This is a genomic window from Luteibacter sp. CQ10 (assembly GCF_040900725.1).
In the GTDB taxonomy this organism is placed as follows: domain Bacteria; phylum Pseudomonadota; class Gammaproteobacteria; order Xanthomonadales; family Rhodanobacteraceae; genus Luteibacter.
The window spans coordinates 206,757-222,285 of sequence record NZ_JAEUYM010000002.1 but is presented as its reverse complement, the minus strand read 5'-3'; the positions used below and the strand labels follow the sequence as shown (position 1 = coordinate 222,285).

Genomic DNA, 15,529 nt, shown 5'->3' with positions numbered 1-15,529 from the left:
CTACATGGGCCCACCCCAGTCCGTTTCAACCCGCTACCGACACCTCGGCACGCAGGGCCGCGAGGTCGCCGCGGCAGTCGGCCAGCGGGGCGAAGCCGAGTACCGCCGCGGGCGAAGGCAGCACCGTTTCACGGCTGGCGCGGCCGAGCGGCGTGTAGCGCTCCGTCCAGTGGACCAGCTCCATCGCGCCGGTGACATCCTCGACCAGGGCCGTGCAGTGCTCCACCCAGTCACCGTCGTTCAGGTACAGGATGCCGTCGATGGGACGTACGTGGCCGAAGTGGATGTGGCCGCAGATGTGGCCGTCCACGCCGCGCTCGCGCGCGTCGCGCGCCACGCGCTGTTCGTAGCCGCGGATGTATTCCATGGCCAGGCGGATGTGCGACTTGATGATGATCGACAGCGGCAGGTAGGGAAGCTCGAGGCGGCGGCGCACCGAATGCATGCGGCGGTTGGCCCAGCAGATCACGCGGTGCATCGCGTCGCCCAGCACGGTGAGCCAGCGCTTGCCGATGTGCTCGGGATCGAATTCGTCGCCGTGGCTCACCCGGTAGCGTCGGCCGTCGGCACCTTCGTGCATGGCGTCCAGTGCTACACGGATGCCGGCGATGGCCGAGCCGGCGAGGCCGCGCATCGGGGCGTCGTGGTTCCCGGGGATGTACACCACCTCGACGCCGCGCGCGGCCATCGCCACGAACTCGGCGATGACGGCGCTATGGTCGGGGTGCCACCAGTGGCGCCTGGCGAGGGCTTCCATGTCGACGATGTCGCCGACGAGGTACAGGCGCTCGCAATCGACGTTGCGGAGGAAATCGAGGAGGTAGGCGGCCTTGCAGTCGGGCGTGCCCAGGTGCACGTCGGAGATGAAGGCGCTGCGACAGGTGAGCTTGGCCATGGCGTCGGTTTCCGGGGGTGTCCCGGGACGTCAGTGTCGGCCCGGGAGGTAACCGGGGCGTGGCGAGGGTGTTGCAGGGAGGTTGCGGCGGTGAACCCGGGTTTCGATACACATCTCCCGCGCTGCGCTCCGCAGGATTGCCGATACGATCGGCTCCCACCCCTTCGGTCGTGAGTTTCCTACCGAAGGGGTGGGAGCCGATCGTATCGGCGATCAGGGCTTGCCCTGGTGCGAAACCTCGCGAAAGGCGGCTCGGGCCTCGGGCAGGATGGCCTCCACCCACAGCGCATATTGCGCTGCCGACGGATGCAGCCCGTCGCCGACCACCATGCCCGCGTGCTCACGCGAGATGCCGGTCACGTCGACCCAGCGCGCGAAGGCACGCAAGGTTTCGTCCTTCGCGATGGCGTTGAAGGTGTCGATCTCCCGCCCGATCGCCGCGCGATCGCGCCCTTCGGCGAACGGCGTGACGCCCCAGTCGGGAATCGACACCACCACCACGCGTCGCGCGTCGCCCGCCAGGCCGATGGCGCGATGGAGCAGGGCGAGGAACTGTTCCCGGTATTCGGCGGCCGGCCGGCCGCGGTACTGGTTGTTCACCCCGATGAGCAGGGTGACGAGGTCATAGCCGGGGTGCAGGTGGGCCGCGTCCATCGCGGCCGACAACTCGTCGGTGGTCCATCCGGTGGTGGCGACGATGCGGGGCGCGCCCACGTCCAGGCGATGCGCCAGCTGCACCGGCCAGCGTCCGGCCTCGGGCACGCCTTCGCCGATGGTGTAGGAATCGCCCAGGGCGAGGAAACCGCGTTCGCCCATGCCTCAGGCCACCGCGCTGGCGACGGGGCGGTGTTCCTCGGCCATGCGGCCGAGCACGCGGTCGATGCGGGCGAACACCTCGACCAGCTGCGCCGGTTCGGGCAGCAGGGTCAGGCGCAGGTGGCGGCTGGCCGAAAGGTTGAAGCTGGTTCCTGGCACGAGCAGCACGCCTTCCTCGTCGAGCAGGCGCAGCGCGAAGGCCGTGTCGTCGAACGAGGGGATCGCGTCCGCGCGCACCCAGGGGAAGGCATAGATCGCGCCGCCGGGGGCGACCACGTCGAGGTAGGGGCTGGCGGCCACGTGGTCGAGCACGATGCGCCGGGCCTCGTGCAGGCGGCCACCCGGCGAGGTGAGCTCGCCGATGGTGGGCGTATCGAGCAGGGCGGGTTTGACCGCCCATTGCGCGGTGACGTTGGCACACAGGCGCAGCGCGGCGAGCAGCTGCAGCGCGTCGCGGTAATCGGCTGTGCGCCTCGCGTCGCCCGACAGGCTCATCCAGCCCACGCGATAGCCACAGGCGCGATGCACCTTCGACAGGCCGCCGAAGCTCACGCAGGGATGATCGCCGGCGACGGCGGCCAGCGGCTGGAACGGCGTGCCGTCGTAGAGGATCTCGTCGTAGATCTCGTCGCAGAGCAGCAGCAGGTCGTGACGGCGCGCCACCTCGACGATGCGCTCGAGCAGGGCCTTCGGGTAGACGGCGCCGGTGGGATTGTTCGGGTTGATCAGCACGATCGCGCGCGTGCGCGGCCCCACCAGAGCCTCGATCTCGTCGGGGTCGGGCAGGTGGGCGTTCTCGGCCAGGCAGCGGTAATAGCGCGGCTGGCCGTGGTTGAGGAGGGTCGCGGCGCTCCACAGCGGGTAATCGGGGCTGGGCAGCAGCACCTCGTCGCCGGGCTGGAGCAGGGCGCGCAGGGACAGGTCGATCAGCTCGCTGACGCCGTTGCCGACGAAGATGCGTTCCACGTCGATGCCGGTGGCGCCGCGTGCCTGCTGCTGGGCGAGGATGGCCTCGCGGGCCTCGTCCAGGCCCTGTTCGTGGCCGTAGGCCTCGCTGTCGGCGAGGTGGCCGGCGATGGCCTCGCGCAGGTGGCGCGGCGTGGCGAAGCCGTAGCGGCCGGGGTTGCCGATGTTGAGCTTGATGACCGCTTCACCGGCGGCTTCCCGCTCGCGGGCGCGCCGGGTGAGGGCCCCGCGGATTTCGTAGCGCACTTCCGCCAGGTGCGCGCTGGGCTTGATCGAGGACACGTCGGAAACTTTCCTTTGGGGCGCCGCCGGGCCTCTTCCCGGGGTCTGGACCGATCCTAGCAGCGTCCTTCCGTGTCAGCGAGGCGGAAATCGGCCGCCGAGCGGGCATAATCCCGCCCATGACCGACTCCCCGGAACTGGCGCGCCTGCGCCACATCGGTTGGCGCGAGCCCACCCTGCCCGACGATCCCCGCCGCCTCGCACGCGTGGTGGCCCAGCATCGCGCGGGTTACGAGGTGCACGACGGCGAGGATGCGTTCAACGCGCAGCCGGCCGGCGTGTTCCTCAAGCGCGGGCTCGATCCGTCGCTGCGTCCGGCGGTGGGCGATTTCGTCTTTCTCGACCGCGCCACGCACCCGGTGATCGAGGCGGTACTGCCGCGCCGCTCGGTGCTCACGCGCGCCGCCGCGGGCGAACGCTACGAGCGGCAGATCATCGCCACCAACATCGACCACGTGCTGGTGCTCACCGGGTTGGACGGCGACTTCAACCCGGCTCGCATCGAGCGTTACCTCACCCTGGTCGAAGGCTCGGGCGCGCGACCGGTGGTGTTGTTGAGCAAGGCCGACACCGGCGTCGACGCCGATGCCGCGGTGACCGCGCTGCGCGCGCGGCTGCCGGCCGAGGCCGCGGTGCATGCCATCAACGGCAAGGACCCGGCCACCGTCGCGTTGCTGGCGACGTACCTTGGGCCGGGTTCCAGCGCGGTGCTGGTGGGGTCCTCGGGGGCGGGCAAGTCCACGCTCACCAATACGCTGCTCGGCGAGGAGCGCATGGCCACCGGCGCGGTGCGCGCGAACGATAGCCGCGGGCGGCACACCACCACCCATCGCGCGCTGCTGATGCTGCCCACGGGCGGTTGCCTCATCGATACGCCGGGGATGCGCGAGCTGAAGCTCACCGGCGAGGAAAACCTCGATCTCTTCGCCGACATCGAGGCGCTCGCCGCGCAGTGCCGCTTCGCCGATTGCAGCCACGGCAACGAGCCGGGGTGCGCGATCCAGGCGGCGCTGGCATCGGGTGAACTGTCGCCGCAGCGCTGGCGCAATTACCTCAAGCTGCACGACGAGCGCGAAGAGCAGGCGGCCACGCTCGAGGCGCGGTTGCGGCGCAAAGCTGCGCCGGTGAAGCACGGTGGCAAACCGAAGCGGGGTGGGTGGTCGCATGACGACGACTGAGGCAACGTGATTCGCCGATACGATCGGCTCCCACCCCTTCGGTCGAAGGGTCGTCGAATCCTGGCTACCGAAGGGGTGGGAGCCGATCGCATCGGCGAACGGCGCGCGACAGGGCGGCTAGTACGTCACCGTCACCGTGATCAGGTCGCTGTAAGTTCCCGCCGCCACCGCTGACTGCGCGGGCACGCGCCCGTACACCGTCACCGTCTCCTCCGTTCCCGTCCCCGAACGCGACAACGTATCGCTGTTGAGCGTCCCGCCCCAACGCAACGTCCGCTGGCTATCCTTGTAGAGCTCGTAATTGACGAACGCTCCCCCGGCCGCCATGCGGCGCTGCGTGCCCGATGCATTGGCGCCGTTGTCGAGGCCGAGCTGATAGGCCGCGCGGTTGGTGCAGGTGATGCGCAGCAACGAGGTCTGATCGGTGGCGGTGGTCAACAGGCCCGGCACGTTGCCGAAGAGCAGGTCGGTGGCGGCGCCGAAAGTGCACTTCGGCGCGACGGATGCCGTGACGGTCATCGTGGGGCCGGCGACGGTGAACGGCCCGCCCGTGCCGCCACTGGTGCAGGTGGCGGGCGGCAGGCCCAGGCTCAACAGCGCGTCGTTGTGGCTGTAGGTCAGCGAACTGGTGAGGGTGCCGGTGTAGTTGCCGGGCGAAAGTGTGCTTTGCGGGGCGGACACCCGGCCGTAGACGGGCAGGCTGCCCGTGACCTGCGCACCGTTGGAAAGAATGCCGATGTTCATGATGAACGTTCTCGGCCCGTAGGTGGCATTCCCCAGCGTGCCCCATACCGTGCTCACCGTGTCCTGGTACACCTGGTACTGCATGCGGTCGCCACTCGGATTGAGGAGGGTGCGCGGCGAGAGGTTGCCGAGATCGTCGGTACCGAAGCTCGCGCATGCGGTGATGAACGAGCCGAACAGTTCGGCCAGCGGCCCGCTGTACACGCAGCGGTAGTTCAGCGTGGCCGACACGTTGACGACACCGCCGGTGGGGTCCACGGCACCGAACGAGAGTCCCGTGATGCCGGTGATGCTGCAGGTCGTGGTCGCGTCGGCACGCGGGGCGACGAATAGCGACGATACGCAGAGCAGGACCAGCGCGAGCCATTTCATGGCGCGCTCCGGCAGGTGAGCGGCCCCAACTGGGGCAGTTCCTTCGCCTCGTCGGGATAATCGAACGCGGTGGTGCAGGTCGAGCCGTCCGGCAGCGTCACGCGCAACGCGGTATGGCGATCCTGCAAGGCGTCGAGGTAGGCCATGCCGTCGAAGCCCACCACCGCGGGTTCGCCATGGCCCGCATCCACGCGCGAGCCGACGGGCAGCGGCGTTCCCTTCGCATCGACGAGGATCACCGACGCGGCCTGCACGCGATGCACGGGAAAACGCACGAGCACGCCGGAGCGGTCGGCCGGTGCCACGACGGCGTCGACGCGTTGTACGCGCGCATCGGCGGGGAGGTCGAGCGGGTCGATGGCGAGGCGATTGTCCTGCCATGCGTTGAGTCGCGCGACGAGCAGCATGCCGCGATCGTCGGTGACGCCGGTGCGACGGTTTTCCAGCAGCACCGGAATGTCCGGCGTGCCTTCGGTGCTGACCACCGCGAACGCGTCATCGATGCGCCGCGACGCGAAAGCGTGGCCGCCCATCAGCACCAGCGCACCGTTGAGGTCGGCATAGCCGTAGGTGTCCGGACCGATATCGCTGGCGCCCACCGTCGCCTGGCCGAGTTCGCCCAGCCAGCCCGCTTCCGCGAGGCCGCCGCCCTGGGCACCGGTGCGTCCCTGCGCGTGCCAGCCGAAGCCGCCGTCGCCATCGATGGGGCGGCTCGCATCGACGATGCCAAAAGTCCGTTCGCGATCGCGTTGTACCGACGTACTCCATGTCGTGCGTTCGTCGAGCGCGACGGTGACGCCGGCGAACAGGCTGCGATCGCGCGAATCGTCGAGGTTCTGGTTGTAGGTGAGGTTCACCGAGATGCCGTGGCCGAGATTGCGCAGCACGAACAGGCCGGCCAATCGCGTCGCCGGTTCCCCGGTGAAGCGCAGGCGCACGTAGTTCACGCCGAAACTCGAATTGCGCACGTTGAAACCGACCAGCGCGCGCTCGCTGGCGCGGGGCGGCGGCGAACCGTAGCCCGACGCCACGTCGCGATAACGGGCGTTGCCGCGCAGCGAGTCGAACGAGACGTTCATGGTGCGCCCCATCCATGTGTAGCCGAATCCGTATTGCATGCCGCCGCCATGCGACCCGGCGAGCGAGGCGTTGACGGTGCTCGCGCCCGCGGGATTCCATACCGCCCCGGCGCCACCGCTGCCCTGTCCATCGCCACCCTCGGCGTGGCCTTCCAGCGTCAGCCGATCGCTCACGCCGTGACGCCAGGTGGCGCTGCCGATGGCGGCCGAACCATAGTCGAACGAGCGGATGCCGTACGATTGCCGCACCTTGCCCAGCTCCACCGACCAGTCGTCCAGGCCCGCGCGCAGCAGCTGGCGCGCGGCGTAGAACGGAAACGTCACCGTGCTCGTGCGGCCCAGCGCGTCGGTGAGCACGACCTGGGCCTGGCCGGCCTGGTCAACGCCGGGAATGGCGGTCAACTGGAACGGCCCGGCGGGCACGCGACCGTTGTATTGGCGGACGCCGTCCACGTACAGCTCCACCGCTGAGGGCGCGGTGGCCTCGCCGAAGAACTGCGGCAGCGGCGTGGTGACGCGATAGGGTTGTTGCGCGAAGTCGGTGCCGATGGCGACGCCGCCGATGCGCGTGGCGCGGGTCCACGAGAGAAAGCCGGTAAAGGCGTCGCCCACCGTGAGCGCGAGCGATCGGGACGGAAACGACAGGCGCCATTGCGTGTCCAGGCGCACCGTGCCGCCTTGCCAGCCGTCGCCCCGCGCCTGGTAACGGCGGGTGAGCGAGGTGTTGCTCAGCACGCCCAGGCCTTCGCTGAAGCCGCGCAGCTCTGCCAGGCCGCTCACGTTGCCCAGGCCGCCGCCGTGCGCCGCGTAGATGTCGTAGTTCAGCAGCAGGCCGGTGCCGCTGGTGGGCGGCGTGGCCGAACGTTCGCGTTCGCCCAGCACCTGGCTCGGCAACGAAAGGCGGTCCATCGGCGCGTCGATCCGCACGCGCTGGTCGGCCACGTCGTAGGTGTAATGCACGCCGGGAATGTCCGCGAGGCAGCGCACGTCATCGACGGCGGTCAGCGAAAAACCGATGGCGCGCAGGTCGTCGGATCGCGCGCAGAGCGCGTCGCCGCGGCGGGTGAAATGCATCAGCCGTTCGGTGCCGTTGCCGTTGAGCACCACTTCCAGGTACAGATCCTCGCCGGCCACGCGGTCGCGCGCCTGCACCGTGGGCGGTGGAATCGCATCGGAGTCGTCCGGGTGGGTCGTCGACGCATGCACGGCGGCGGCATCCAGGGCCAGCAGGCTAGCGATCGCCCGAGCCAGCGACGAGGGTCGACTCGGATGTCTCACCGTTGATCCTCGCCTTGAGCGTGCCGCGCGTGCTTGCCGCGCCCGGCGGCAGCGGCCAGCTCATCTCGCTGCCTGGCAGGGCATAGCCGACCAGGCCCGGCTGCACGGACGTACGTCGGCCGTGGTCGTCCACGCGCACGAGGTCCGCGATCTGCGCATGGCCGTTGCCCTCGTTGCGCACTTCCAGGCGCGGCCCCTCCGGAGAATCGCTCCACCGCGCACTCAAGGTGGCGCGCACGGACGCATCGCCTCTCGGCGCGACGAAGACGGGAATGGAATAGCGCAGTACGAATTCCAGGCCCTTCGGCCGGGTCGTGGGCAATTCGTCGACGATGATGCGGTAGGAGGCTTCCGCCCCGTCGGGCGGCGCGGCTTGTCGGATCACCCGCACCATCTGCCGGTCGCCCGGGGCGATGGTCACCATCGGTGGACTGACGACCAGATCGCGCGATGCCTCGTATCGGTCCTTGCCGTCGCGTTGGGTCCAGCGGAACACGCGCACCTGCGCATGGATGGTTTCCGCGCCGGTATTGGTCAGCCACAACGCCTCGGCCTGCGCGTTCGCTCGCAGGTGCAGCCCGATCGGCGACACCTGCAGCCCGCTGGCGCGCAGCGAAGGGGCGAACGACGTCGCGATGGCCAGCGCGCCGGCCATCGCCAAGCGTAGCGGCCACGGAAGGCGCACCGTCAGTACGTGATCGTGGCGGTGATCGTGTCGGTGTAGCTGCCCGCGGCGAAGTTGGTGCTGGGCACGCGGCCAAAGACGGGAATGGGCACGCTCACCCCGGTGCCGGTGCCGGAGAACACGTTGCCGCCCGTGCCGGTCGTGCTCCCCCATACGTCGGCCGACGTGCGTGTGGCGGCCCGATAGAGCTGGTAGGGCACCAGGGACGTGCCGTTGCTCATCTTTCGGCTGTTCGCGTCCGTGCCGTTCTGCCCGTTGTCCAGCGCGATGGTGTACGGCGCCAGCGGCGTGCAGTTCACGTTCAACGCGCCCTGGTTGTCCACGTTGGTGGCGGTGGACGGCTGTGTGCCGAAGTTCACGTCGGTGGGCGCGGTGGTAGTGATGTTGCACGCCGCGGTGATGGTGATGCGCACGTTGAACGTATTGGTGGCGGTCGCGGCCTGTACGCCGGCGCCGGTGGAACCGGCGGCGATGGCGATCGCGGCGATCGCGAGGGGACGGAGGCGGTTCATGGGCTTCTCCCGGGCGGTGTGACGCGTCCTGCTTACGCATCGTTGTCGGTTCCCTCGGGACCAGCATGGTGAAGGACACCGTGAGGCGGTGTGGAAATTCGGCACGGCGGCCGGATCGGCCTAGCGATGCCGAAACGGCTTACTCGTCATGTCAAGGGTGCTTGACATGCGGTCGTGGCGCGCGCAGGATGTATGTCAAGCGTGCTTGACACGCCCCGCGCGTGTGGAAAGGGGGCCACCCGCGACGCCACGTCCGACCGCTCCGCTGCATTCCCGACGCCCCGCCACACGTTCACCGAGGCCTTCCGACATGCCACTGCGCGCCGTCCACAAGCGGTACTACCGCGAATTGTTTCCCGCCATGCTGGCTTACGTGCTGCTCATCCTGCTGGCGGTTTCCTGGCTGAAGACGCTCGAAGGCACGATGGCGCGCACCGTCGTCACCTTGTTGCCCGTCGTGCCCATCGCCTTCGTGATCCGGGCGATGGTGCGCGTGATCCGCGACCAGGACGAATTCGAACGGCTCATCGACCTGCAGGCCATCGCCATCGGTGGAGGTATCGGCGGCTTCGGCTTCTTCACCTACGGCATGTTGCTCAATGCGAAGGTGTTGCCTTCGCCACCGGCGGAAGCGGTGGCGATCTGGGTCTTACCGGCGCTCATGTTCTGCTTCGGCATGGCCAAGTGCGCCTGCCGGCTGCGTTACGCCCGCCAACGATGAACAACCACGTTCGTGAACTCCGTACCGCGCTGGGCTGGTCGCAGGCCGACCTGGGCGAGAAGCTGGACGTGTCCCGGCAGACGGTGAACGCCGTCGAGACGGGCAAATACGACCCCAGCCTGCCGCTCGCCTTCAAGATCGCGCGCCTCTTCGCGCTGCCCATCGAATCCATCTTCACGCCGGAGGACTGACAGGCATGAAAACCGCTCCCCGGATCGCCCTCATCGTCGCGATCCTCGCCGCCGGCTTCGGCGTGCGGCAGACCTTGCAGCACGGCCACGACAAAACGGAAGCCCCCGTGCCGGCCGCCCACCAAGCCGCGCCGCCCGCCACGTGGACGCTCGGCAGGCTCACACTGAAGCCCTGCGAACTCGGCCAGCCGCATACGGCCCTGTCGGTGGCCGCCTGGTGCGCGCCGTTCGAGGTGCCCGAGGATCGCGGGCATCCGGATGGCCGGAAGATATCGCTACGGCTCGCCGTGGTGCGCAGCGATGCCCAGGTGCCCGCCACCGACATGGTCGCCTTCCTCGCCGGCGGCCCCGGCCAGGCGGCCACGGAAACCTATGCGGCCATCGAGCCCGCCATGGCGGGGGTACAGGCCCATCGCAACGTATTGCTGCTCGACCAGCGCGGCACGGGCCGATCGCATCCGCTCAGCTGCCGCGACAGCGAGCCCGGTGACGCGGGCGACGACGAGGGCGGCTTCGACGCGGACAAGGTGCGCCGCGAAACGAAACACTGCCTCGACCAGCTCTCGACCGATGCCGACGTGCGTTTCTACACCACCACCGACGCGGTCGCCGACCTCGAAGACGCGCGGCAGGCACTGGGTTCGCCGGCGTTCGACCTGCTCGGTGTGTCGTACGGCACGCGCGTCGCCCAGCAGTACGCCATGCGCCATCCCGACGCCGTGCGCACCATCACCCTCGACGGCGTGGTGCCCAACACGCTCGTGCTGGGCGAGGAATTCGCGATCAACCTCGATGCCGCGTTGAAGGCGCGGTTCGCGGATTGCGACGCGGACAAGGCGTGCCACGCGCGCTTCGGCGATTCCTACCAGACGCTCTACCAGTTGCGCGATGCGTTGCGCGCGAATCCGCACAAGGTGAGCTTCCGCGATCCACAGACCTATGCCTCCACCGAGCGGATGCTCAGCGACTACGTGCTCGCCACGGTGGTGCGCATGTTCGCTTACGCACCGGAAACCTCGGCCCTGCTGCCCTTGTCGATCGACGCCGCCGCGCATGGCGACGTCGGCCCGCTGCTCGGCCAGGCCAAGCTTCTCGCGGGCGACCTGGGCGACACGATGGACGGCGGCATGCAGTATTCCGTGCTGTGTTCGGAAGACGCCTCCGAGTTGCAGCCGCGGCCGCAGGACAAGGACCTCATCCTCGGCGACGCCATGATCGAGGCCTTCCGTGCGGCATGCTCGGTCTGGCCGCATGGCAAGCGCCCCGCCGACTTCCGCCAACCGCTGAGGAGCCCCATTCCCACGCTGCTGCTTTCCGGGCAGTACGACCCGGTGACGCCGCCGCGTTACGGCGACGAGGTGCTCAAGGGCCTGCCCAACGGACGTCATTTCGTGCTCAAGGGCCAGGGCCACAACGTGGTGATGCGCGGCTGCATGCCGCGCCTGTTCGCCGAATTCATCGACAAGGGCGATGCCAAGCCGCTGGACGCCGCCTGCCTCGACCGCCTTTCGCCGCTGCCCGCCTTCGTGGGCTTCAACGGAGCCACGCCATGATCGACGTACGAGACCTGCACAAGTCCTTCGGCGACGTGCGCGCCGTGAACGGCGTGAGCTTCACCGCGCGCGACGGCGAGATCACCGGGCTGCTCGGCCCCAACGGCGCGGGCAAGACCACGACCCTGCGCATGCTCTACACCCTCATGAAGCCCGACGCGGGCCAGGTGCTGGTCGACGGCGTGGATGCCGCCACCGATCCGCAGACCGTGCGCCGTGCCCTCGGCGTGCTGCCCGACGCGCGCGGTCTCTACAAGCGCCTGACCGCGGCGGAAAACATCGACTACTTCGGCCGTTTGCACGGCATGTCCCCCGGTCTGCTCGCCAGCCGGCGGGACGCGCTGATCGACGCCCTGGACATGCGGGACATCGCGACGCGTCGCACCGAGGGCTTTTCGCAGGGCCAGCGGGTAAAGACGGCCATCGCGCGCGCCTTGGTGCACGATCCCCGCAACGTGCTGCTCGACGAACCTACCAACGGACTCGACGTGATGGCCACGCGGGCCATGCGCCGCTTCATGCGGCAATTGAAGGACGAGGGGCGTTGCGTGCTGTTTTCCAGCCACATCATGCAGGAGGTGGCCGCACTGTGCGATCGCATCGTGGTGATCGCGCACGGCCGCGTGGTGGCCGACGACACGCCCGACGCCTTGCTCGAGCGCACCGGCAAGCCGAACCTCGAAGATGCCTTCGTCTCGCTGATCGGCACCGACGAGGGGCTTGCCGCATGAGCGCACTGCTGGCCGTCTACTGGAAGGAAGTGCGCGAGAACCTGCGCGATCGCCGCGCCCTGATCAACGCGCTCGTCACCGGACCGCTGCTCGGACCGGTGCTGTTCATCATGATGATGAACATCGCGGTGAACCGTGAGTTGGGCAAGGCGGACCAACCGATCTCCGTGCCTGTCATCGGTGCGGCATCGGCACCGAACCTCGTGCGCATGCTGAGGGCATCCAACATCGACGTGGTGCCGGCGCCGGCCGATCCCGAGGCCGCCGTGCGCGACCAGCGTGAGGACATGGTGCTGCGCATCGCGCCGGACTACGTGCAGGCATGGAACAAGGGGCAGCCCGTGCAGGTGGAGTTGATCCACGACTCCTCGCGACGCGATGCGAATCCCCTGGTGGCCCGCGTGCGCGCGGTGCTGGAGGGATACGCCAAGCGTGAGGGTGCCATGCGACTGATCTCGCGGGGACTCTCGCCCACGACGGCGTGGCCGCTGCAGGTCGCCGATCGCGACCAGGCCTCGTCGCAGGCGCGTTCCGGGCTGATGTTTTCGTTCCTGCCGTATTTCCTCGTGCTCACGGTGTTCCTCGGCGGCATGTACCTCGCCATCGACCTGACCGCGGGCGAGCGCGAGCGGCAATCCCTCGAGCCGTTGTTCGTCAATCCGGTCGCGCGCTGGAAGATCCTCGCGGGAAAGCTGCTGGCGATCTGCACGTTTTCCCTGGTCAGCCTGTTGCTGTGCGTGGCGGCGTTCTCCACCGCGCCGTGGTTCATTCCCGTCGACAAGCTCGGCATCGCGCTCGACCTGGGTGTCGGCTTCGCCGCCCGCGTGCTGTTGCTGATGCTTCCCCTGCTGGTGTTGCTGGCCGCGCTGCAGTCGCTGGTGTCGGCGTGCGCACGCAGCTATCGCGAGGCGCAGACGTACCTCTCGGTGCTGATGATGATTCCGATCCTGCCGAGCGTGTTGTTGTCGGTGATCCAGGTGCGCGCCGAGCCGTGGATGTACGCGGTGCCGTTGCTGGGGCAGAACCTGGGCATCGTGCAGTTGCTGCGCGGCGACGGGATGACGGCGTGGCAGGTGGGCCTGTGCCTGGGGGGCGGGTTCGCCGCGGCCTTCGTGGCGATCGTGGTCACGGCGTGGTTGTATCGCTCTGAGCGCCTGGCGATTTCCGGCTAGGCCGATTCGCCGATACGATCGGCTCCCACCCCTTCGGTAGGCTGGCGGACTGCCTACCGAAGGGGTGGGAGCCGATCGTATCGGCGATGCATGGTTACCGCCACGTCACATCCACGCCCACCAGGAACGTCCTCCCCGGTGCCGGCTCGTAGTACCGTCCATTGCCGTCGTTGACGATCACCGATCCGATCACGTGCCGGTCGGCGAGGTTGTCCACGCGGCCGAACGTATTCACCCGCCAGGGCCCCTGGTCGAAGACGTAACCGCCGCTCAGGCCGAACGACGCGTACCCCGGTGCCGACTCGGTGCCGAGATCGTTCACCGACGTCGGGCCGACGGCATTCATCTCCAGTCCCGCCTGCCAGCCTCGCTCACCGCCGTACTTCAGCGACGCGTAGCCCATCGTGCGCGGCACGCCGGGAATGCGCGTGCCCGCGTCCACCGGCGTATCCGGTGCCGGGCATCCGGCGGAGACGCAGGTGAGGAACGGCGAGCGGAAGGTCGCGAGCAGCCGCGTGTAGGACGCGACGAAGCGCAGGTTTCGTGCGAGCGCGCCGTCGAACGATGCTTCGATGCCCTGCCGCCGCGAGTGCGGAATGTTCTGGTACGTGGTGCGGCCGCCGAGGTTGGTCGCCACGGCGAGTTCGTCGTCGCTGTCGGCGCGGAACACCGCCAGCCCGGCGGACATGTCCTTGCCCGGGCGCAACTTGATGCCCAGCTCCATGTTCTTCAATCGCGACGGCTTGAGGTCGAACGCCAGGCCCGCGCCCCGGTCGGCGCGATAGCCGATTTCCGAGAAGGTCGGCGTCTCGAAGCCACGGCCCCAGTTGGCGTAGAGATGCGCCCACGGCGCGGCACGCCAGAGCACGCCGAACACCGGCGTGGTGGCCGCGTAGCGCACCGTGCCGCTGTCGTCGGGATTGCCCGCGGCGATGTAGCGATCGCTGGAACGGAAGCGCACTTCGCTGTGGCGGGCACCGCCCATCAGCGTCCAGTCGTCGGCCACGCGCCAGGTCGCCTGGGCATACTGGTCGAAGTCGAACACGCGATCGATTTCGTCGCGGCGTTTCGCGCCGCGCACGCCGAGCGCATTGCCCACGAAATTCTCGTAGCCTTCGCGATGCTGGTGCTGGTTGTCGTAGGCCACGCCGGCGGCCAGTTCGAACGGCTTTCCGGCCAGCGTGTCGCGCCAGGTCCAGCGCACGTCGCCGCCGCCGTACGCGTTGTCGAGGTCGACCACCCCTCCCGAGTTGCCCGGTTGCGCGATTTGCGTGGCGGTGGGAATGGAAAGGTATTGCGTGACCGAACGCTGCCCGTAGTAAGTCATCACGCGCAGGCTGTTCGCGTCGTCGACGCGCTGGTCCCAGATCACGCCCGCCTGCTGCTGGTCGGCCGATTTGCGCGTGTCGAACGTATCGGCCACGGAAGCGACCTGGCGAGGGTTGGCGTGGTATTGGGCGCGGGTCAGTCCGAGGGGGTCCTGCGCGTCCGGGATGTCGACGGCGTTGAGCACGAGGGTGAGCTTCGTGTCGTCGTCGACGTTCCAGCCGAGCTTGGCGTTGCCCGATTCGCGGCGCGCGGCGCTGTGGTCGCGGTAGCCGTCGGTGCGGAAGTGGCTGACATCGACGTTGTAGTCGACCGGCCCCGCCACGCCGCGCGCGTTGGTCGACGCGCGCAGGTTGCCGTTGCTGCCGCCCGCGACGCCGAAGCGCAGCTCCGGCGGCTCGGTGCCGTCGGCGGTGAACAGCTGGATCACGCCGCCCGACGCGTTGCCGTAGAGAGCGGAGAACGGACCGCGCAGCACTTCCACGCGCTCGGCCGAATCGAGGTTGAAATGGGTGACCTGGCCCTGCCCATCGGGCATCGTCGCCGGAATGCCGTCGGTGTAGAGGCGGATGCCGCGGATGCCGAAGGTGGAGCGGGCACCGAAGCCGCGAATGGAGATCTGCGTGTCCTGCGCGTAGTTCTGCCGGTCGCGCGCGGTGACGCCGGGGATGGACTGCAACCGCTCCGACAGGTTCACGTCCAGCGTGCCGTCCGGCGGCGTGGGCACGCTATCGATGGCCGCGGGCACGTCGTAGGGCGATTGCGCCGTGCGCGTGGCGGTGACCACGACCGGATCCAGGCGCGGGGCGTCCTGGGCGGCGGCGGTAGCCGTGAAGGCGAGGGCGGCGAGGGCGGAGCGGGAAATCATGGGGATCATCCTTGGGGGACAGCACATGATGCACGTCGTGTGTCGACATCCCGTACACCCCCTGCCGGAGTTCCCGCCCCGTCGGTAGCCCGCTCGTCGCATCGGGCGAACGGTTTGGCGAACGGTCGGCCCGCTATCCGCCACCCATGCTAGCCTTGCC

The 15,529-nt window shown here is 68.9% G+C and carries 14 protein-coding genes; 6 read left to right on the top strand and 8 right to left on the bottom strand.

Annotated elements, in window-relative coordinates; translation table 11 throughout:
* Positions 1 to 25: 25 nt before the first annotated feature.
* From JNG39_RS09895 to JNG39_RS09885, 3 genes are all read right to left on the bottom strand, one after another.
* Positions 26 to 895 carry a UDP-2,3-diacylglucosamine diphosphatase gene (locus JNG39_RS09895; RefSeq protein ID WP_368311133.1) on the bottom strand — a complete coding sequence of 290 codons (870 nt, stop codon included), beginning with the start codon at positions 893 to 895 and terminating at the stop codon, positions 26 to 28.
* Between the two features lie 213 nt (positions 896 to 1,108).
* Positions 1,109 to 1,711, bottom strand: coding sequence for an SGNH/GDSL hydrolase family protein (locus tag JNG39_RS09890; RefSeq protein WP_368311131.1), 603 nt, complete (start codon positions 1,709 to 1,711; stop codon positions 1,109 to 1,111).
* Positions 1,712 to 1,714: 3 nt separating this feature from the next.
* The gene (locus tag JNG39_RS09885; RefSeq protein WP_368311130.1) at positions 1,715 to 2,959 is read right to left on the bottom strand and encodes an aminotransferase class I/II-fold pyridoxal phosphate-dependent enzyme; all 1,245 of its coding nucleotides are present in this window, start codon (positions 2,957 to 2,959) and stop codon (positions 1,715 to 1,717) included.
* 119 nt (positions 2,960 to 3,078) lie between these two features.
* On the opposite strand from JNG39_RS09885, the gene rsgA reads away from it, so the two are divergent.
* The gene (gene rsgA, locus JNG39_RS09880; protein ID WP_368311128.1) at positions 3,079 to 4,137 is read left to right on the top strand and encodes a ribosome small subunit-dependent GTPase A; all 1,059 of its coding nucleotides are present in this window, start codon (positions 3,079 to 3,081) and stop codon (positions 4,135 to 4,137) included.
* Positions 4,138 to 4,254: 117 nt separating this feature from the next.
* Here the strand turns inward: rsgA and JNG39_RS09875 are convergent, their stop codons facing one another.
* Genes JNG39_RS09875 through JNG39_RS09860 form a run of 4 tightly spaced genes read right to left on the bottom strand, consistent with a single transcriptional unit; the run spans position 4,255 to position 8,807 of the window.
* Complete coding sequence (locus JNG39_RS09875; RefSeq protein WP_368311127.1) at positions 4,255 to 5,253, bottom strand: spore coat protein U domain-containing protein; 999 nt, start codon at positions 5,251 to 5,253, stop codon at positions 4,255 to 4,257.
* On the bottom strand, positions 5,250 to 7,610 hold the full coding sequence (locus JNG39_RS09870) for a fimbria/pilus outer membrane usher protein (protein WP_368311126.1): 2,361 nt from the start codon (positions 7,608 to 7,610) through the stop codon (positions 5,250 to 5,252). Before JNG39_RS09870 ends, JNG39_RS09875 begins: the two co-directional genes overlap by 4 nt.
* Positions 7,564 to 8,295, bottom strand: a complete 732-nt coding sequence (locus JNG39_RS09865; RefSeq protein WP_368311125.1) for a molecular chaperone — start codon at positions 8,293 to 8,295, stop codon at positions 7,564 to 7,566. Before JNG39_RS09865 ends, JNG39_RS09870 begins: the two co-directional genes overlap by 47 nt.
* A gap of 2 nt (positions 8,296 to 8,297) precedes the next feature.
* Complete coding sequence (locus JNG39_RS09860; RefSeq protein ID WP_368311123.1) at positions 8,298 to 8,807, bottom strand: spore coat U domain-containing protein; 510 nt, start codon at positions 8,805 to 8,807, stop codon at positions 8,298 to 8,300.
* Between the two features lie 310 nt (positions 8,808 to 9,117).
* Between JNG39_RS09860 and JNG39_RS09855 the strand changes: the two genes are divergently transcribed.
* From JNG39_RS09855 to JNG39_RS09835, 5 genes are read left to right on the top strand one after another with little or no spacing between them, the layout of a single operon-like run.
* Complete coding sequence (locus JNG39_RS09855) at positions 9,118 to 9,528, top strand: hypothetical protein (protein WP_368311122.1); 411 nt, start codon at positions 9,118 to 9,120, stop codon at positions 9,526 to 9,528.
* On the top strand, positions 9,525 to 9,719 hold the full coding sequence (locus JNG39_RS09850; RefSeq protein WP_247372736.1) for a helix-turn-helix transcriptional regulator: 195 nt from the start codon (positions 9,525 to 9,527) through the stop codon (positions 9,717 to 9,719). The genes JNG39_RS09855 and JNG39_RS09850 overlap by 4 nt, the downstream gene beginning before the upstream one ends.
* 5 nt (positions 9,720 to 9,724) lie before the next feature.
* The gene (locus JNG39_RS09845) at positions 9,725 to 11,272 is read left to right on the top strand and encodes an alpha/beta hydrolase (RefSeq protein WP_368311120.1); all 1,548 of its coding nucleotides are present in this window, start codon (positions 9,725 to 9,727) and stop codon (positions 11,270 to 11,272) included.
* Positions 11,269 to 12,003 carry an ATP-binding cassette domain-containing protein gene (locus JNG39_RS09840; protein WP_368311118.1) on the top strand — a complete coding sequence of 245 codons (735 nt, stop codon included), beginning with the start codon at positions 11,269 to 11,271 and terminating at the stop codon, positions 12,001 to 12,003. Before JNG39_RS09845 ends, JNG39_RS09840 begins: the two co-directional genes overlap by 4 nt.
* Positions 12,000 to 13,175 carry an ABC transporter permease gene (locus JNG39_RS09835; RefSeq protein WP_368311116.1) on the top strand — a complete coding sequence of 392 codons (1,176 nt, stop codon included), beginning with the start codon at positions 12,000 to 12,002 and terminating at the stop codon, positions 13,173 to 13,175. The genes JNG39_RS09840 and JNG39_RS09835 overlap by 4 nt, the downstream gene beginning before the upstream one ends.
* Before the next feature lie 94 nt (positions 13,176 to 13,269).
* Here JNG39_RS09835 and JNG39_RS09830 read toward each other — a convergent pair whose 3' ends face one another.
* A complete protein-coding gene (locus tag JNG39_RS09830; RefSeq protein WP_368311115.1) occupies positions 13,270 to 15,369 on the bottom strand; it encodes a TonB-dependent receptor family protein in 2,100 nt (699 codons plus the stop codon).
* Between the last annotated feature and the right edge of the window lie 160 nt (positions 15,370 to 15,529).

Excerpts from the sequence above, each read along its gene's own strand:
- JNG39_RS09895 (WP_368311133.1), bottom strand. The coding sequence starts at position 895 with ATGGCCAAGCTCACCTGTCGCAGCGCCTTCATCTCCGACGTGCACCTG.
- JNG39_RS09890 (WP_368311131.1), bottom strand. The coding sequence starts at position 1,711 with ATGGGCGAACGCGGTTTCCTCGCCCTGGGCGATTCCTACACCATCGGC.
- rsgA (WP_368311128.1), top strand. The coding sequence starts at position 3,079 with ATGACCGACTCCCCGGAACTGGCGCGCCTGCGCCACATCGGTTGGCGC.
- JNG39_RS09875 (WP_368311127.1), bottom strand. The coding sequence starts at position 5,253 with ATGAAATGGCTCGCGCTGGTCCTGCTCTGCGTATCGTCGCTATTCGTC.
- JNG39_RS09860 (WP_368311123.1), bottom strand. The coding sequence starts at position 8,807 with ATGAACCGCCTCCGTCCCCTCGCGATCGCCGCGATCGCCATCGCCGCC.
- JNG39_RS09855 (WP_368311122.1), top strand. The coding sequence starts at position 9,118 with ATGCCACTGCGCGCCGTCCACAAGCGGTACTACCGCGAATTGTTTCCC.
- JNG39_RS09850 (WP_247372736.1), top strand. The coding sequence starts at position 9,525 with ATGAACAACCACGTTCGTGAACTCCGTACCGCGCTGGGCTGGTCGCAG.
- JNG39_RS09845 (WP_368311120.1), top strand. The coding sequence starts at position 9,725 with ATGAAAACCGCTCCCCGGATCGCCCTCATCGTCGCGATCCTCGCCGCC.
- JNG39_RS09840 (WP_368311118.1), top strand. The coding sequence starts at position 11,269 with ATGATCGACGTACGAGACCTGCACAAGTCCTTCGGCGACGTGCGCGCC.
- JNG39_RS09835 (WP_368311116.1), top strand. The coding sequence starts at position 12,000 with ATGAGCGCACTGCTGGCCGTCTACTGGAAGGAAGTGCGCGAGAACCTG.
- JNG39_RS09830 (WP_368311115.1), bottom strand. The coding sequence starts at position 15,369 with ATGATTTCCCGCTCCGCCCTCGCCGCCCTCGCCTTCACGGCTACCGCC.